The 14,432-nt window shown below is 68.3% G+C and carries 15 protein-coding genes and 2 riboswitches; of the genes, 7 read left to right on the top strand and 8 right to left on the bottom strand.

What is annotated here, in order from left to right; all coding sequences use genetic code 11:
• Positions 1-5 precede the first annotated feature (5 nt).
• The 6 genes from gcvT to F804_RS0107240 form a co-directional block, all read right to left on the bottom strand.
• Positions 6-1,127 (bottom strand): glycine cleavage system aminomethyltransferase GcvT, encoded by a 1,122-nt coding sequence (gene gcvT / locus F804_RS0107265; RefSeq protein WP_022707087.1) that lies wholly within the window; start codon positions 1,125-1,127, stop codon positions 6-8.
• A 153-nt stretch (positions 1,128-1,280) separates the two neighbouring features.
• Positions 1,281-1,370, bottom strand: a riboswitch (glycine riboswitch).
• An 89-nt stretch (positions 1,371-1,459) separates the two neighbouring features.
• Complete coding sequence (locus F804_RS15910; RefSeq protein ID WP_022707086.1) at positions 1,460-2,548, bottom strand: ABC transporter ATP-binding protein; 1,089 nt, start codon at positions 2,546-2,548, stop codon at positions 1,460-1,462.
• 19 nt (positions 2,549-2,567) lie between these two features.
• A complete protein-coding gene (locus F804_RS0107255) occupies positions 2,568-3,347 on the bottom strand; it encodes an SDR family oxidoreductase (RefSeq protein ID WP_028725741.1) in 780 nt (259 codons plus the stop codon).
• A 56-nt stretch (positions 3,348-3,403) separates the two neighbouring features.
• The gene (gene rpe / locus F804_RS0107250) at positions 3,404-4,081 is read right to left on the bottom strand and encodes a ribulose-phosphate 3-epimerase (RefSeq protein ID WP_022707084.1); all 678 of its coding nucleotides are present in this window, start codon (positions 4,079-4,081) and stop codon (positions 3,404-3,406) included.
• 59 nt (positions 4,082-4,140) lie between these two features.
• The gene (locus F804_RS0107245; protein ID WP_022707083.1) at positions 4,141-4,806 is read right to left on the bottom strand and encodes a flagellar hook capping FlgD N-terminal domain-containing protein; all 666 of its coding nucleotides are present in this window, start codon (positions 4,804-4,806) and stop codon (positions 4,141-4,143) included.
• Positions 4,807-4,817: 11 nt separating this feature from the next.
• Entirely contained in the window at positions 4,818-5,984 is a 1,167-nt protein-coding gene (locus tag F804_RS0107240; protein ID WP_169447685.1) for a flagellar hook-length control protein FliK, read from the bottom strand.
• A gap of 100 nt (positions 5,985-6,084) precedes the next feature.
• Here F804_RS0107240 and F804_RS17650 point away from each other — a divergent pair, with 100 nt between their 5' ends.
• From F804_RS17650 to carB, 7 genes are all read left to right on the top strand, one after another.
• Positions 6,085-6,327, top strand: a complete 243-nt coding sequence (locus F804_RS17650) for a flagellar protein FlgJ (RefSeq protein ID WP_022707081.1) — start codon at positions 6,085-6,087, stop codon at positions 6,325-6,327.
• Positions 6,324-6,641: a hypothetical protein gene (locus F804_RS0107230; protein WP_022707080.1), complete on the top strand. Its 318-nt coding sequence runs from the start codon at positions 6,324-6,326 to the stop codon at positions 6,639-6,641. The genes F804_RS17650 and F804_RS0107230 overlap by 4 nt, the downstream gene beginning before the upstream one ends.
• Positions 6,642-6,809: 168 nt before the next feature.
• Complete coding sequence (locus tag F804_RS0107225; RefSeq protein WP_022707079.1) at positions 6,810-7,652, top strand: flagellin N-terminal helical domain-containing protein; 843 nt, start codon at positions 6,810-6,812, stop codon at positions 7,650-7,652.
• A gap of 114 nt (positions 7,653-7,766) precedes the next feature.
• On the top strand, positions 7,767-8,084 hold the full coding sequence (gene flaF, locus F804_RS0107220) for a flagellar biosynthesis regulator FlaF (protein ID WP_022707078.1): 318 nt from the start codon (positions 7,767-7,769) through the stop codon (positions 8,082-8,084).
• The gene (flbT, locus tag F804_RS0107215) at positions 8,081-8,497 is read left to right on the top strand and encodes a flagellar biosynthesis repressor FlbT (RefSeq protein WP_022707077.1); all 417 of its coding nucleotides are present in this window, start codon (positions 8,081-8,083) and stop codon (positions 8,495-8,497) included. Before flaF ends, flbT begins: the two co-directional genes overlap by 4 nt.
• Positions 8,494-9,270, top strand: coding sequence for a DUF1217 domain-containing protein (locus tag F804_RS0107210; protein ID WP_022707076.1), 777 nt, complete (start codon positions 8,494-8,496; stop codon positions 9,268-9,270). Before flbT ends, F804_RS0107210 begins: the two co-directional genes overlap by 4 nt.
• 108 nt (positions 9,271-9,378) lie before the next feature.
• The gene (carB, locus tag F804_RS0107205; RefSeq protein WP_028725738.1) at positions 9,379-12,717 is read left to right on the top strand and encodes a carbamoyl-phosphate synthase large subunit; all 3,339 of its coding nucleotides are present in this window, start codon (positions 9,379-9,381) and stop codon (positions 12,715-12,717) included.
• Between the two features lie 67 nt (positions 12,718-12,784).
• Here carB and cobF read toward each other — a convergent pair whose 3' ends face one another.
• Together cobF and F804_RS0107195 are read right to left on the bottom strand one after the other, a co-directional pair.
• Positions 12,785-13,516, bottom strand: a complete 732-nt coding sequence (gene cobF / locus F804_RS0107200) for a precorrin-6A synthase (deacetylating) (protein ID WP_022707074.1) — start codon at positions 13,514-13,516, stop codon at positions 12,785-12,787.
• Positions 13,513-14,178 (bottom strand): energy-coupling factor ABC transporter permease, encoded by a 666-nt coding sequence (locus F804_RS0107195; RefSeq protein WP_022707073.1) that lies wholly within the window; start codon positions 14,176-14,178, stop codon positions 13,513-13,515. Before F804_RS0107195 ends, cobF begins: the two co-directional genes overlap by 4 nt.
• A gap of 35 nt (positions 14,179-14,213) precedes the next feature.
• Positions 14,214-14,431, bottom strand: a riboswitch (cobalamin riboswitch).
• Position 14,432: the final 1 nt, after the last annotated feature.

Below are 14,432 nucleotides of genomic sequence, written 5' to 3'. Positions count from 1 at the left end.
GCTCCTCAGCGCTTGTAGCTTGGGGTGATGAAGGGAAGGGCCGCGACCGTCGCGGGAATGCGCTTGCCGCGCAGTTCGGCGAAGACGGTCGTGCCCTCGGGGATGTCGGCGGGGATGCGCGCCATGGCGACCGGTCCGCCGACCGAGGGGCCGAACCCGCCCGAGCTGACCTGGCCCAAGGGCTCTCCGCCCTCGTTCGCGGCAAAGATCACGACGCCCTCGCGGATGGGCGCGCGGCCCTCGGGGCGCAGGCCCCGGCGCACGGAGGTGGCGCCCCGCGCCAGTTCGGGCAGGATCACGCCGGCGCCGGGAAAGCCCCCCTCGCGCGCGCCGCCCTGCCTGCGGGCCTTGGACACGGCCCAGCCCAGCCCCGCCGCGCCGGGCGTGACGCCCGCATCCATGTCGTGGCCGTAAAGCGGCATCCCCGCCTCCAGCCGCAGGCTGTCGCGGGCCCCGAGGCCGATCGGCGCGACCTCTGGGTGCTCCAGAAGCGCGCGGGCGAAGGCCTCGACCTGCGCCTCGGGGACCGATATCTCGTAGCCGTCCTCGCCCGTATAGCCCGAGCGCGAGACCCAGAGCGCGTGCCCCTGCCAGTCCAGCGTCACGCTGTCCATGAAGCGCATGTCGGCAGCCTGCGGGACGATCCGCGCCAGCACCTCGGCGGCCTGCGGACCCTGCAGCGCCAGAAGGCCGCGATCGGTGACGGGGGTGACGGTGACGCCGGCCAGGCCCTTCAGGATGGCGATGTCCTGCTGGGCGCAGGCGGCGTTGACGACCAGCAGAAAGTGATCGCCGCGATTGGCGAACATCAGGTCGTCCAGGATGCCGCCCGTGTCGTTGGTGAACAGTCCGTAGCGCTGCCGCCCCTCGGGCAGGGACAGCACGTCGGCCGCGATCACCGTTTCCAGCGCAAGCGCCGCGCTGGCGATGTCGCCGTCCTGCGGGCGGATCAGCACCTGGCCCATATGGCCCACGTCGAACAGGCCCGCCTTTTCGCGCGTGTGCAGATGTTCGGCCATGACGCCCATCGGGAACTGGACGGGCATGTCCCATCCCGCGAAGGACACCATGCGGGCGCCCAGTTCCCTGTGCAGTTCGTTCAGTCCGGTTCGACGCGTGTCGGCCATGCGCGGCCCTCCCCTGTCATCGCTTGCTGCCGGTCAGCCGGCATCGGTCCTGCGGGGTCGCCCCCGCGTGTCGATGCCCCCTCTGTCCCTGTCCTTGCGGACGCCTGAGATCGTTATCCCTTCGGCGGGCCTTGCGGCCACTCTCCAGAGTTCTGGTGGAAGACGGTCCTTTTGCCTGAGAGTTCGCCGGGGCGGCTGCTCCTTCGGCCCCGGCGCATGGCCGGTGTCTCCCGAATTCCTGTTCCCGCTGCTAGCGGCGGTGCGGGCGCAAGGCAAGGATTTTGTCGCATCCGGACCCCGAAGCGGCGTTTTCCGCCTTCGGAACGGGCAGCTCAGGTCCGGGGCTTGCGCGGGAAGACGAAGACCCGGTCGCGGCGCAGCATCAGCCACATGGGCGTGCCCTCGGGGGGCAGGAAGACACCGGGAACGGTGGCGTTCAGCAGGATCCCGCCCTCGTCCGTGGCGAATTCGACCAGCGATTCGCGGCCCAGGTAACGCGCCCTGCGGACCCGCGCGCGGGCGGCGGTGCCGTTCTCGACCGTGGGCGAGGGGCCCTGGCCCGCGCGGTCGAAGTCGATCTTCAGGTGCTGGGGGCGGATGACGATGTCCACCTCGGACCCGTCGGGCAGGCCGGGGGTCAGGAATTCGCCGAAGGGCGTGCGGGTCAGCGCGCCGGACACGCGGCCGGTCAGCAGGTTGATGTCGCTGAAGAACGCGGCGGCCTGCCGGTCCACCGGCGCATTGTAGAGATTGTAGGGCGCGCCCTGCTGCACGATCCGCCCGTCGCGCATCAGCAGGATCTGGTCGGCCATGCGCATGGCCTCGTGCGGTTCGTGCGTGACCAGCAGGACGGCGGTACCCTCTTCCTTCAGCAGGGCCAGCGTCTCGTCGCGGATGCCGTCGCGCAGACGTTCGTCCAGGCCACTGAAGGGTTCGTCCATCAGCAGGACGCGCGGGCGCGGGGCCAGCGCACGGGCCAGCGCGACCCGCTGCTGTTCGCCGCCCGACAGCTCGTGCGGAAAGCTGTCGAGATGCGCGCCCATCTGCACGCGCGCCAGCAGGTCCAGCACGCGGTCGCGATTGGCCGCGAAACCGCCCTTCAGCCCGAAGGCCACGTTCTCGCGCACGGGCAGGTGAGGGAACAGGGCGAAGTCCTGGAACATCAGACCGATGGCGCGGCGTTCCGGCGGCACGCGGAAATCGGTGTCGCAGATCAGGTTGCCATCGACGAAGATCCGCCCCTGATCCTGCATGTCCACGCCTGCGACGATGCGCAGCGTGGTCGATTTTCCGCAGCCCGACGGGCCCAGAAGGCAGGCGACCTGGCCTGCCTCGACGGCGAAGTCGACATCGTCGACGACGGCACAGCCGTCGAAGCGGCGGGTCAGGTTCCTGACCTCCAGTCTGGGCGCATCGGGCAAGGGGGCTTCCGTTCGTTCCTCAGACGGTGACGTTCAGCGCCCCACCGTCCAGCAGGATGTTCTGCCCGACGATGAACCGCGCCTGCTGGCTGCAGAGGAAGGCGCAGGTGGCGCCGAAATCCTCGGCGGTGCCATAGGTGCCTGCGGGGATGCCCGCCTCGCGCTGCTTGCGGGCCTCGTCGCGGGTGATGCCCTGGCGACCGGCCACGCCGTCGTCCAGGCTGTTGGCGCGATCGGTGGCGTGGATGCCCGGCAGGATGTTGTTCACGCAGACGCCGCTGCCCGCGACCTGGCGCGACATGCCCGCGACGAAGCCGGTCAGCCCCGCACGCGCGCTGTTCGACAGCCCAAGCGCCGGGATGGGCGAGCGGACCGACTGCGAGGTGATGTTCACGACCCGGCCCCAGCCGCGATCCATCATGCCCGGCACCAGCGCCTGCATCAGCGCCACGGCCGACAGCATGTTGGCGTCCAGCGCGCGGATGAAGTCGTCGCGGTCCCAGTCGCGCCAGTCGCCCGGCGGAGGGCCGCCCGCATTGGTCACCAGGATGTCAGCATCGCCAAGCGCGGCCAGCACCTTGGCGCGCCCCTCCTCGGTGGTGATGTCGGCGGCGACGGGCGTGACGCTGACGCCGTATTTCGCGGCGATCTCGGACGCGGTCTTCGTGATCTCGGATTCGGTGCGGCTGTTGATCACCAGGTCCACGCCCGCCTCGGCCAGCGCCTCGGCGCAGCCGCGGCCCAACCCCTTCGATGCCGCGCAGACCAATGCGCGCTTGCCCTTGATGCCCAGATCCATTCCGCCCCCCGGTTCGCTGAATTGCCCGCGCAGCAAACGCGCGCGGGCAGGCTTTGTCAAACTGCTTCGGCCGCCTTGCGGATGGCGTCGATATTCGCGCCATAGATGTCGGCCCGGTCGACCGAGCCGCCGCGGAACACCGCCGACCCCGCGACCAGCACATCGGCCCCGGCCCGCGCGACCAGGGGTGCGGTCTCGGTATCGACGCCGCCATCGACCTGGATGTGGATCGGGCGGTCGCCGATCATGGCGCGGATCCGCTCGATCTTGGCGATCTGGCTGTGGATGAACTTCTGCCCGCCAAAGCCGGGGTTCACGGTCATCACCAGCACCATGTCGCACAGGTCCAGCAGATGCTCGACCGCTTCGGCGGGGGTGCCGGGGTTCAGCGCGATGCCCGCCTTGGCGCCCGTCGCGTGGATCGCCTGCAGGGTGCGGTGCGGGTGGGGGCCTGCCTCGACATGGGCGGTGATCATGTCCGCGCCCGCCTCGGCATAGGCCTCGATGAAGGGATCGACCGGCGCGATCATCAGGTGCACGTCCATGAAGGTCTTCACATGCGGGCGGAAGGCCTTCACCGCGGGGGGGCCGAAGGTCAGGTTCGGCACGAAATGGCCGTCCATCACGTCGACATGGACCCAGTCGGCGCCCTGCGCCTCGATTGCGCGGATCTCGTTGCCGAAATCGGCGAAATCGGCGGACAGGATCGACGGGGCGATCAGGATCTTGGACATTGCGGGGCTCCCTCCGGGTGTTCGGTCAGCCGGGGCTTATGCCCGCAATGCGCATCCGGTCAAGCGTCCGGGGCCTCTCGCAGGCCCGTCACCTGATCGACCGAGGCCGTCGCCCCGCCTTCCAGCACGATGATCGTCCCCTGCGCCCCGACCTGCGCCTCGGTGACGCGGGCATAGGTCTCGACCGCGCCGGTGCCGATCGTCTGCCCGTCGCGGCTGCTCTCGATCCGGAAACCATAGAGCCCGTCCGGCAGCTTGTTTCCCATGTCGTCGCGCCCGTACCAGTCGATCTGCCCCTGGCCGGGGCCGATCTCCTCGCGCATGATCTCCTGCCCCGAGGCGGTGGTGGTGATCAGCGTCACGCTGTCGGCAAGCGCGTGGGGCGCGACCTCCAGCGTCAGGGGGGTGTCGCCGAAATGCACCGGGGCGGTGGTGCGGGCCTCCTTGCCGATCCAGTCCGCAGCGCCGCCGATGCCGCCCGCGCCCGATTGCGCGACCAGCTGGCCCAGCAGCTGGTTGCCCAGGGCCTGCTGTTCGACCCCCGCGAAGGTCGCAAGCTGCACCGCGAAGTCCGTGCTCTCCATCGGGTTCAGCGGATCCTGATTCTGCAGCTGCGCGGTCAGCATGGTCAGGAACGTCTCGAAATCGGCCCCGGTGCCTGCGCTTCCAAGGCTGGTCGAGGCCGTTGCCGTCTGTGTCGTCGTCGCGCCGATGGCATCGACCATATGTGTATCTCCTATATCCTGATGTCGAGCCGGCGATCGCTGAGCGGTCGTGGCCGCGTGGCCACATGCTCGACCGTGGCGGCGGGCGAGCCCTCGGGGGCGTCGTCATGCGGGGCGGGCGCGGAATCCCGACGTTCTTCGCGGAAATCGAGCGATCCCTGTTCGATCCCCGCATCCGCCAGCGTCTGGGTCAGAAGGTCCGCGTTGCGGCGGATCAGGTCCAGCGTCTCGGGGCGTTCGGCAAAGATCGTGACATGCCCCCGATCGGCCCCGGTCATGACCAGACGAAGGCGGCCCAGCTCCTCGGGGGCGAGGGCGATCTCGGTCTCGCCCTCCCGGGTCGTCACGACGGCATCGGCGATCTGGCGCGCCACGGGTCTGGGGTCGTGCTGCGGTGCGCTGCGCGGCTGCTGCACGGTCTCGGTGCGGGGGGCTTCGGGCTGCGGGGCATCGGCACGCGCGGCAAGGGCTGGGCGCGCTTCCAGCTGTTCGAGCGGCTCGGGATTGATCGGGCGTTCGGTTTCCGCTGCCAGGGGGGCGGGGGTCTGCCGCGTATCGCCGAGCGGTTCGGGCGCGATATGCGTTGCCGTTCCGACCGGCGGTGACATGCGGTCCGCAGGTGCCTGCTCGACCGAGGGCTGCGCAAGCGCGACCGCCGGTTCCGTTCGCGCGGTGTTCGAGGGCCGCGAAGCTTCGGCTTTCATAATCGCCGGGGGCTTTGGCATGGCTTCCTGTGTGGGCAGGGCGACGACGGGATCCGGCCCCGGAGCCGACGGCTCGTCGGGGGCGGGTGGCGATTCGGCCTGTTCGTCCGTCGGCACATCATCTTGCAGCGGGACGGCATTCTCGGCGTCGGCCACTTGCGGGGTCGGGTCCAACGGCAGGGCCTCGGCCAACAGCGGCGCTTCGGGCACGCTGTCCCCCGACGTCCGGGGCGGGGCATAGTCGGCGCTGATCCCCGACCAGCCTGCAAGCAACCGGATCAACGGATCCTCGGTCTGGGGCAGGGAGATCGTGCCCGGCCCGGACGGCAAGGCGGGATCCTCGGGCAGCGAGAACTCGAAGCCCTCGCCCATCTTGATCGCGGGTGCGTCCGCGACCGGCAGCGCCAGCCTGGGCGACAGGATCAGTGTCGGGTCCGGTTGCCCCGGAAGCATGATCATCGGTATCTCGGTCATCTGCATCCTCCCGCGTCCCGACCGGAATATCCTGAACTCCTTACCAATTATTTACCGCGCAAGGCCTAGGCATGGGGCATGACGTGAAAAGGAGAGTCGCGTGCAGATCACTTCCCCGACCCTTGCCGCAACCGCGCCCGACCGCGCGGTCGCGGTGCAGAACCTCGAACGGGCCTTCCTCGAGGAGATGTTGAAACATGCAGGCCCCGCCCCGATGGAGGGCCCCTTTTCCGGCGGCGCGGGCGAGGATCATTTCGCAAGCTTCCTGACCCGCGAACATGCCGCGGTGCTGGCTGACCGCCTGGACCTCGGCTTCGACGGGATCGTCGGGGGTGGCGCATGAACCGCGGGACCGGCCGACAGCTGGCCGCGATTCGCGCGGCGATCCTGTCCGGAAACGCGCCCGCCGCATTACGCGCGATCGAGGAATTCGGCCGCCTTGCCGCCCGGCAGGGCCTGTCCGAGGCGGACCGCGCCGCGATCGAGCCGCAGGTGATGCAGATCCGCAGCCTGGCCGAGGCGTCGCTTGCCGGTGCGCGCCAGGCCGCCGAGGAGGTGCGCGCGATCATCCGCGCCGCGCGCAGCCTGCAGACCTATGACGAGGTCGGGCGCCGCAACGTGACCGCCGTCGTCGCGACCGCCCCGCAGCGGTTTTAGTAAAATGCGCAGTGAATGGCGCTTCGTGGAATCGGCGCCGTTCACTAGTTGTCAATCACCGGCAGCTAGAACGGTGACATGCCGATCACGGCACGGGGCAGGACCCCGCCAGGTCAGAAGGCCGCTCATGCAAACCCTGGTGCAAAGCACCGTTTACCGGAGGATAACATGTCCAGCATTCTGACCAACAACAGCGCGATGGTGGCCCTTCAGACCCTGAAGAGCATCAACTCGCAACTGGGCAAGACCCAGTCCGACATCTCGACCGGCAAATCGGTCGCGACGGCCAAGGACAACGCGGCCGTCTGGGCGATCTCGAAGGTCATGGAAACGGACCAGACGGGCTTCAAGACCATCCAGTCGAACCTGAACGTCGCGGATGCCGTCGTCTCGACCGCCCGCAGCGGGGCCGAAGAAATCACCAACCTGCTGAACGAGATGAAGGAACTGGCCATCGGCGGCGCGAACGACGCGGCCGATCACGCCAAGATCCAGACGGATATCTCGAAGAAGGTCGAACAGATCACCTCGATCATCGGCGGCACGCAGATGAACGGCGTGAACCTGCTGAAGACCAACCCGACCGCGGGCAATACCAGCTTCACCGTGCTGGGCTCGCTGGATCGGACCAACGGCGCTGCGGCGACCTCGGCCAACAACATCTCGGTCGACTCGGTCGATTTCGAGGCCGGGCTGAACGTTGCGGGCCTGACCGCGATCACCGACCGTGCCTCGGCCCAGACCGCCATCGGCGAGATCGAAGCCCTGATCGACGTCGCGGTGCAGGGCGCCGCCGACCTGGGTTCGGCGGGCAAGCGCATCACCGACCAGTCGAGCTTCGTCGGCAAGCTGGCGGACTCGCTCAGCACCGGCATGGGCTCGCTGGTCGATGCCGACATGGAAGAAGCCTCTGCCCGCCTGCAGGCGCTGCAGACCCAGCAGCAGCTGGGCATCCAGGCGCTGTCGATCGCGAACCAGTCGCCGTCGGCCGTCATGTCGCTGTTCCGCTGATGAACAGGGCGGGCGCCATGACGGCGCCCGCCACCCCAACACTTCTCCAGAACGGGATGCACGATCTTGAACGCGGTAACGCCACTGGCCGAACACGGCTACAGGAACCCCGGGATGCGCAGCACGCGCGATGCGGAATACGACGTCTTTGCCCGCGTCACGCGCATGCTGCGACAGGCATCCGATCGCAAGGACAGGCGCGACATCATCGCCGCCGTCGCAAAGAACACCGAACTTTGGACCTTGCTTGCCTTCGATCTGGCCGAACCCGGCAACGGGCTGCCCGATGATGCCAAGGCCGGGCTGATCTCGTTGGCCGGTTTCCAGATCCGCCACGGGCAATCGGTCATGGCGGGCGAGGCAGTCACCCAGCCGCTGATCGACATCAACATGACCGTCATGCGCGGTCTTCGCGGAGAGGTGGGCGCATGAGCGGCCTGGTCCTGAAACTCGCCCCGAACGAGCGTGTCCTGATCAATGGCGCGGTCATCGAGAATGGCGACCGGCGCAGCAAGATCGCGATCAAGACGCCGAACGTGAACGTCCTGCGCCTGCGCGACGCGATCCATCCCGACGATGCCGGAACCCCGGTCGCGCGCGCCTGCTATATCGCGCAGCTGATCCTGTCGGGCGATGCCGAACCCACCGAGGGCAAGCGACAGCTGCTTCTGGCGATCGAACAGCTGAGCCAGGTCTTCGACGACCGCGACAGCCGCATCATCCTCGGCCAGGCGACCGAGGCCGCGGTCGAGGACAACCCCTATCATGCGATGCGCAGGCTGCGCGAATTGCTGCCGCGGGAAACGCGCCTGTTCGCACGCGCGGCCACGCCCCGACCGGCATGACGGCGATCTTCATCGGAAGCAGCGGGATCGCCGGCTGGAAGATCGTCCAGCGCAGCGAGGAACGGCAGATCATGGCGGTCGAGGCCGACCCCATCGTCCAGCGCTCGACCGCGTATTTCCAGGACAAGATCGGCGGCGTCACGGGTGCCGCCGATCTGGTCGACGATTATCGCCTTCTCAGCACCGCTTTGTCCGCCTTCGGGCTGGAAGATGACATCGCCAACAAGGCCTTCATTCGCAAGGTTCTGGAATCGGACGTGTCCGACGCCAACTCGCTCGTGAACCGCCTGTCGGACAAGCGCTACAAGCGCATGGCCGAGGCGTTCGGCTTCGGGTCCGCCACGCAGCCCGCCGATCTGGGGCAGACCATCGGCAAGGCCTTCGTCCAGCGCGAATTCGAACGCCGCATCGGCGAGGGGGACGAGAACCTGCGCCTTGCCCTGAATGCGCGGCGAGAGCTGGAGGACATGGCCGGGCGAAGTTCGACCGACAAGACCCTGTGGTACGAGGTCATGGGCAACGCCCCCCTGCGCGAGGTCTTCGAAGGCGCGTTCGGTTTCGGCGACAGCTATGGCCAGCTGGACGTCGACCGGCAGCTGGAGGAGTTCATGAACGCATCCGAGCGGTATCTCGGCAGCTCCAGCTTCGCGGATCTGACCGAGGCGGGCACCATCGACAAGCTGATCGTCAACTTCCTGGCGCGCAGCCAGATCCAGACTGGCGAGGTGCAGAACCGCTACAGCACCGCGCTGGCCCTGCTGTCGGGCGGCTGAGGCCCGCGAAATAGGGTCGTGCAGGGTCCGCGGCACCTTGCGTCCTGACCTGTCTTGGCTATAACCCCGGACGATTTGCGCCAATCTCAGCCAGCCGCGGAGGCCATGATGCCGAAAAGAACCGATATCAAATCCATCCTGATCATCGGCGCCGGCCCCATCGTCATCGGGCAGGCCTGCGAATTCGACTACTCGGGCGCACAGGCATGCAAGGCCCTGCGCGAGGAAGGCTATCGCGTCATCCTGGTCAACTCGAACCCGGCCACGATCATGACCGATCCGGAAATGGCCGACGCGACCTATATCGAACCGATCACCCCCGAGATGGTCGAGAAGATCATCGCCAAGGAACGCCCCGACGCGCTGCTGCCGACCATGGGCGGTCAGACCGGCCTGAACACCGCCCTGGCGCTGGCGGATAACGGCGCGCTGAACCGCTATGGCGTGGAACTGATCGGCGCGCAGCGCAGCGCCATCGAGATGGCCGAGGACCGCAAGCTGTTCCGCGAGGCGATGGACCGCATCGGCATCGAGAACCCGCGCGCCACCATCGTCGCGGCGCCCAAGCTGGCCAACGGCAAGTACGACATCAATGCGGGCGTCGCCGAGGCCATGGAGGCGCTGGAGGATATCGGCCTGCCCGCGATCATCCGCCCCGCCTTCACGCTGGGCGGCACCGGCGGCGGCGTGGCCTACAACCGCGACGATTATGAACGCATCGTGCGCTCGGGGCTGGACGCATCGCCCATGGCGCAGGTGCTAGTCGACGAAAGCCTGCTGGGCTGGAAGGAATACGAGATGGAAGTCGTGCGCGACCGCGCCGACAACGCCATCATCGTCTGCGCCATCGAGAACGTCGATCCGATGGGCGTCCACACGGGCGATTCGATCACCGTCGCCCCCGCGCTGACCCTGACCGACCGCGAATACCAGCGCATGCGCAACGGATCGATCGCGGTCCTGCGCGAGATCGGCGTCGAGACCGGCGGTTCGAACGTGCAATGGGCCATCAACCCCGAGGACGGCCGCATGGTCGTGATCGAGATGAACCCGCGCGTCTCGCGCAGCTCGGCGCTGGCGTCGAAGGCCACCGGTTTCCCCATCGCCAAGATCGCCGCCAAGCTGGCCGTCGGCTATACCTTGGACGAGCTGGACAACGACATCACCAAGGTGACGCCCGCCAGCTTCGAGCCCAGCATCGACTATGTCGTCACCAAGATCCCGCGCTTCGCCTTCGAGAAGTTTCCCGGCAGCAAGCCCGAACTGACCACCGCGATGAAGTCGGTGGGCGAGGTCATGGCCATCGGCCGCAGCTTCCACGAATCGCTGCAGAAGGCGCTGACCTCGATGGAGAACGGGCTGACCGGCCTGGACGAGATCGTGATCGAGGGCGCCGCCGAGCAGGGCAAGCCCGCCGTGATCGCGGCGCTGTCCAAGCAGACGCCCGACCGCATCCGCATCATCGCCGAGGCGATGCGCTTCGGCATGACCAATGACGAGATCCAGCGCGTCACCAGTTTCGACCCCTGGTTCCTGGCCCGCATCCGCGAAATCGTGGACGCCGAGCATCGCATCCGCGAGGGCGGCCTGCCCGAGGATGCCGACGACCTGCGCGCGACCAAGATGATGGGCTTCACCGATGCCCGCCTTGCGCATCTGACCGGCCGGGACGAGGCCGAGATCCGCCGCGCCCGCCGCGCGCTGGACATCAAGCCCGTCTTCAAGCGCATCGATACCTGCGCCGCCGAGTTCGAGGCCCAGACCCCCTACATGTATTCGACCTACGAAGCCCCCGCGATGGGCGAGGTGGAATGCGAATCGCGCCCCTCGGACGCCAAGAAGGTCGTCATCCTGGGCGGCGGTCCGAACCGGATCGGCCAGGGGATCGAGTTCGACTATTGCTGCTGTCACGCCTGCTTCGCGCTGACCGGCGCGGGCTACGAGACCATCATGGTCAACTGCAACCCCGAGACGGTCAGCACCGACTATGACACCAGCGACCGCCTGTATTTCGAGCCGCTGACCCTGGAGCATGTGCTGGAGATCCTGCGCACCGAGCAGGAGAACGGCACCCTGCACGGCGTCATCGTCCAGTTCGGCGGCCAGACGCCGCTGAAGCTGGCAAACGATCTCGAGGCCGAGGGCATCCCGATCCTGGGCACCACCCCCGACGCGATCGACCTTGCCGAGGACCGCGAGCGGTTCCAGAAGCTGCTGAACGACCTGGGCCTCAAGCAGCCGATCAACGGCATCGCCAGCACCGACGAGCAGGCGATCGAGATCGCGGGCCGCATCGGCTTCCCGCTGGTGATCCGCCCGTCCTATGTCCTTGGCGGCCGCGCGATGGAGATCGTGCGCGACATGGACCACCTCAAGCGCTATATCCGCGAGGCGGTGACGGTGTCGGGCAAGAACCCGGTCCTGCTGGACAGCTATCTGGCCGGCGCGATCGAGGTCGATGTGGACGCGCTGTCGGACGGCAAGACCGTCCATGTCGCGGGCATCATGGAGCATATCGAGGAAGCCGGCGTCCATTCGGGCGACAGCGCCTGCTCGCTGCCGCCGCACACGCTGGACGCCCCCACCATCGAGGAGCTGAAGCGCCAGACCGTCGAGATGGCGCGCGCGCTGAAGGTCGTCGGCCTGATGAACGTGCAGTTCGCGCTGAAGGGCGACGAGATCTACGTGCTGGAGGTGAACCCGCGCGCCAGCCGCACGGTGCCCTTCGTCGCGAAGGCCACCGACAGCGCCATCGCCTCGATCGCCGCGCGCCTGATGGCGGGCGAGCCGATGTCGAACTTCCCCGCCCGCGCGCCCTATCCCGAGGGCGTCGGCCCCGAGGACGACCTGCCCTTCGCCGACCCGATGACCCTGGCCGATCCGATCACGCCCTGGTTCTCGGTCAAGGAGGCCGTGCTGCCCTTCGCCCGCTTCCCGGGCGTCGACACGCTGCTGGGGCCGGAGATGCGTTCCACCGGCGAGGTGATGGGCTGGGACCGCAACTTCCCGCGCGCCTTCCTGAAGGCGCAGGTGGGTGCGGGCACGCACCTGCCGCACGAGGGGCGCGTCTTCGTCTCGGTCAAGGATTCCGACAAGAGCGAAGCCCTGGCGCAGGCCGCGCGCGACCTGACGCAGATGGGCTTCACGCTGGTCTCGACCTCGGGGACGGCGGACTTCCTGGCGGGCCACGGGGTCGAGACGCAGCGCGTCAACAAGGTCTATGAAGGTCGCCCGAACATCGTGGACCGCCTGAAGAACGGCGAGATCACGATGGTGCTGAACACGACCGAGGGCGCGCAGGCCATCGCCGACAGCCGCGAGATCCGCGCCGTCGCGCTGTATGACAAGATCCCGTATTTCACCACGGCCGCGGGCAGCATCGCGGCGGTGGCGGCGATCAAGTCGCGGGGCGAGGGCGAGGTCGGCGTCCGCTCGCTTCAGGCCTGAGCCTTCTGTAGACGATCAAAGGCGGCCCCGGTTTCGGGGCCGCCTTCGTTTTTAGGCCCGCGATTTCTCAGCCGCGCGCCAGAAGATAGCAGTCCATGATCCAGCCATGCCGCGCGCGGGCCTCGGCGCGCATCGTCCTGATGCGCGGGGCGGCCTCGGCCAGCGGGCCTTCCGCGATGATCTCGCGCTCCATCCCCAGATAGGCGCCCCACCAGATGTGCAGGCCGTGGGGCGGCAGGTCGGCAAAGGCGCAATGACCGTCCAGCATGACGACGACGCGGTCCGCGCCGGGGGGCCAGCCCTCGTCGCGCAACCGGCGTCCGGTGGTGATCTGCACGGGGGCGGCAAGATCGTTCAGCGGGATCGCATGGGCCGCGCACAGCGCCTGGATCGCGGTGATCCCCGGCACGACGCGCACCGGCAGGCCCAGCCGTTCCGCGATCCGCAGGCTGCTGTCGTAAAGCGACGGGTCCCCCCAGACCAGCACCGCGACCGTGCCGCCGCCCGGCAGATGCGCGTCGATCTGCGCCCGCCACGCGTCCGCGATCGCATCGTGCCAGTCGTTCACATGGGACAGGTAATTGCCGCCCGATGCCCGCTGTGGCAGGTCGAAGCGCACCACGCGGCCCTGCGGCGCATGGGTGGCCACGATCTGCGCGCGCAGGCCCGCAAGGTCGGCCTTCTCCTCGCCCTTGAGGGGGATCAGGATCAGATCGGCCCGGGACAATGCCCGGGCCGCCTGGAAGGTCAGGTGATCGGGGTTTCCGGCCCCGATCCCGATCAGCGAAAGCTCGGTCACGCGAACAGGCGGTCCGTCACCAGCGGGCTGCCGCGCAGGCCGCGCAGCGACTTCGCGCCGGCCAGCACGGCCAGATCGACCAGCGGTTCGAGCGCGATGACCAGCATGTAGGCCGCGCCGAAGGCCATCACGCCGTCGATCGCGGCCATGCCCTGACCCCAGAACGCCCAGAAGGCGACCCAGGCGACGATTCCACCTTGGTAGGCCGTCGACAGCGCCAGCGCCTGGCCATAGCGCAGATCGACATAGGCGGTGCCGGGCGCGATGATCCGGCCCGCGATCTCGCGCAGCAGGAACAGGGGCACCAGCAGCGTGGTGACGTTCATGCCGTATTGCGGCAGGTCGGCGGGGGCGAAGAACAGCCCCTGCAGCGCAAGGCCCGCGGCAAGGCCCATTGCGGCGGGGGCGGCGCCCAGCAGCAGGAACAGGGTGGAACCCAGGATCAGGTGAACCTCGGAGACGCCCACGGGGAATTTCGGCAGGACCTGGAAGAAGACGAAGGTCAGCGCCGTGGCGATCGCCGCCCGCGCCGCAAGCGAGGGCAGCCCGCGCAGCCCGTGGTCCTTTGCCGCCAGCCGCAGCGCATAGAGGCCCGCGGTCGCCGCGGTGGCATAGCTGAGGATGATCTTCGCGCCGTTCACGACGCCCGGTTCGATATGCATTGTCGTTCTCCTGTCGCCGTCACACCCGACGGCCGTGGCATTTGCGATGCATGGCCGGTCTCCTGGCTTGCGGGTCGTGGCGGGGCGTCGGCCTTCCCGGACGGATCCAGTGGCGCGCGTGACGCCCGCTCTCCGCATACAGTCGCGGGGGCGGCTGGGGCTTCGGGCGCCGCGATTTGGTCCGCCCTTCCCCATTCCCGATGAAGCCCGACGCGTATCGCGTCATCCGGGCACCATGCGTCCTCAGCCAGACA

Source organism: Paracoccus zeaxanthinifaciens ATCC 21588 (genome assembly GCF_000420145.1).
GTDB lineage: Bacteria > Pseudomonadota > Alphaproteobacteria > Rhodobacterales > Rhodobacteraceae > Paracoccus > Paracoccus zeaxanthinifaciens.
Note: the sequence above shows the minus strand (reverse complement) of the source record. Positions and strands in the feature narration are given on the sequence as shown.

Bases quoted from the DNA above. Each gene is read 5' to 3' on its own strand.
- gcvT (WP_022707087.1), bottom strand. From the start codon at position 1,127: ATGGCCGACACGCGTCGAACCGGACTGAACGAACTGCACAGGGAACTG.
- F804_RS0107255 (WP_028725741.1), bottom strand. From the start codon at position 3,347: ATGGATCTGGGCATCAAGGGCAAGCGCGCATTGGTCTGCGCGGCATCG.
- rpe (WP_022707084.1), bottom strand. From the start codon at position 4,081: ATGTCCAAGATCCTGATCGCCCCGTCGATCCTGTCCGCCGATTTCGCC.
- F804_RS0107245 (WP_022707083.1), bottom strand. From the start codon at position 4,806: ATGGTCGATGCCATCGGCGCGACGACGACACAGACGGCAACGGCCTCG.
- F804_RS0107240 (WP_169447685.1), bottom strand. From the start codon at position 5,984: ATGACCGAGATACCGATGATCATGCTTCCGGGGCAACCGGACCCGACA.
- F804_RS0107230 (WP_022707080.1), top strand. From the start codon at position 6,324: ATGAACCGCGGGACCGGCCGACAGCTGGCCGCGATTCGCGCGGCGATC.
- F804_RS0107225 (WP_022707079.1), top strand. From the start codon at position 6,810: ATGTCCAGCATTCTGACCAACAACAGCGCGATGGTGGCCCTTCAGACC.
- flaF (WP_022707078.1), top strand. From the start codon at position 7,767: ATGCGCAGCACGCGCGATGCGGAATACGACGTCTTTGCCCGCGTCACG.
- flbT (WP_022707077.1), top strand. From the start codon at position 8,081: ATGAGCGGCCTGGTCCTGAAACTCGCCCCGAACGAGCGTGTCCTGATC.
- F804_RS0107210 (WP_022707076.1), top strand. From the start codon at position 8,494: ATGACGGCGATCTTCATCGGAAGCAGCGGGATCGCCGGCTGGAAGATC.
- carB (WP_028725738.1), top strand. From the start codon at position 9,379: ATGCCGAAAAGAACCGATATCAAATCCATCCTGATCATCGGCGCCGGC.
- F804_RS0107195 (WP_022707073.1), bottom strand. From the start codon at position 14,178: ATGCATATCGAACCGGGCGTCGTGAACGGCGCGAAGATCATCCTCAGC.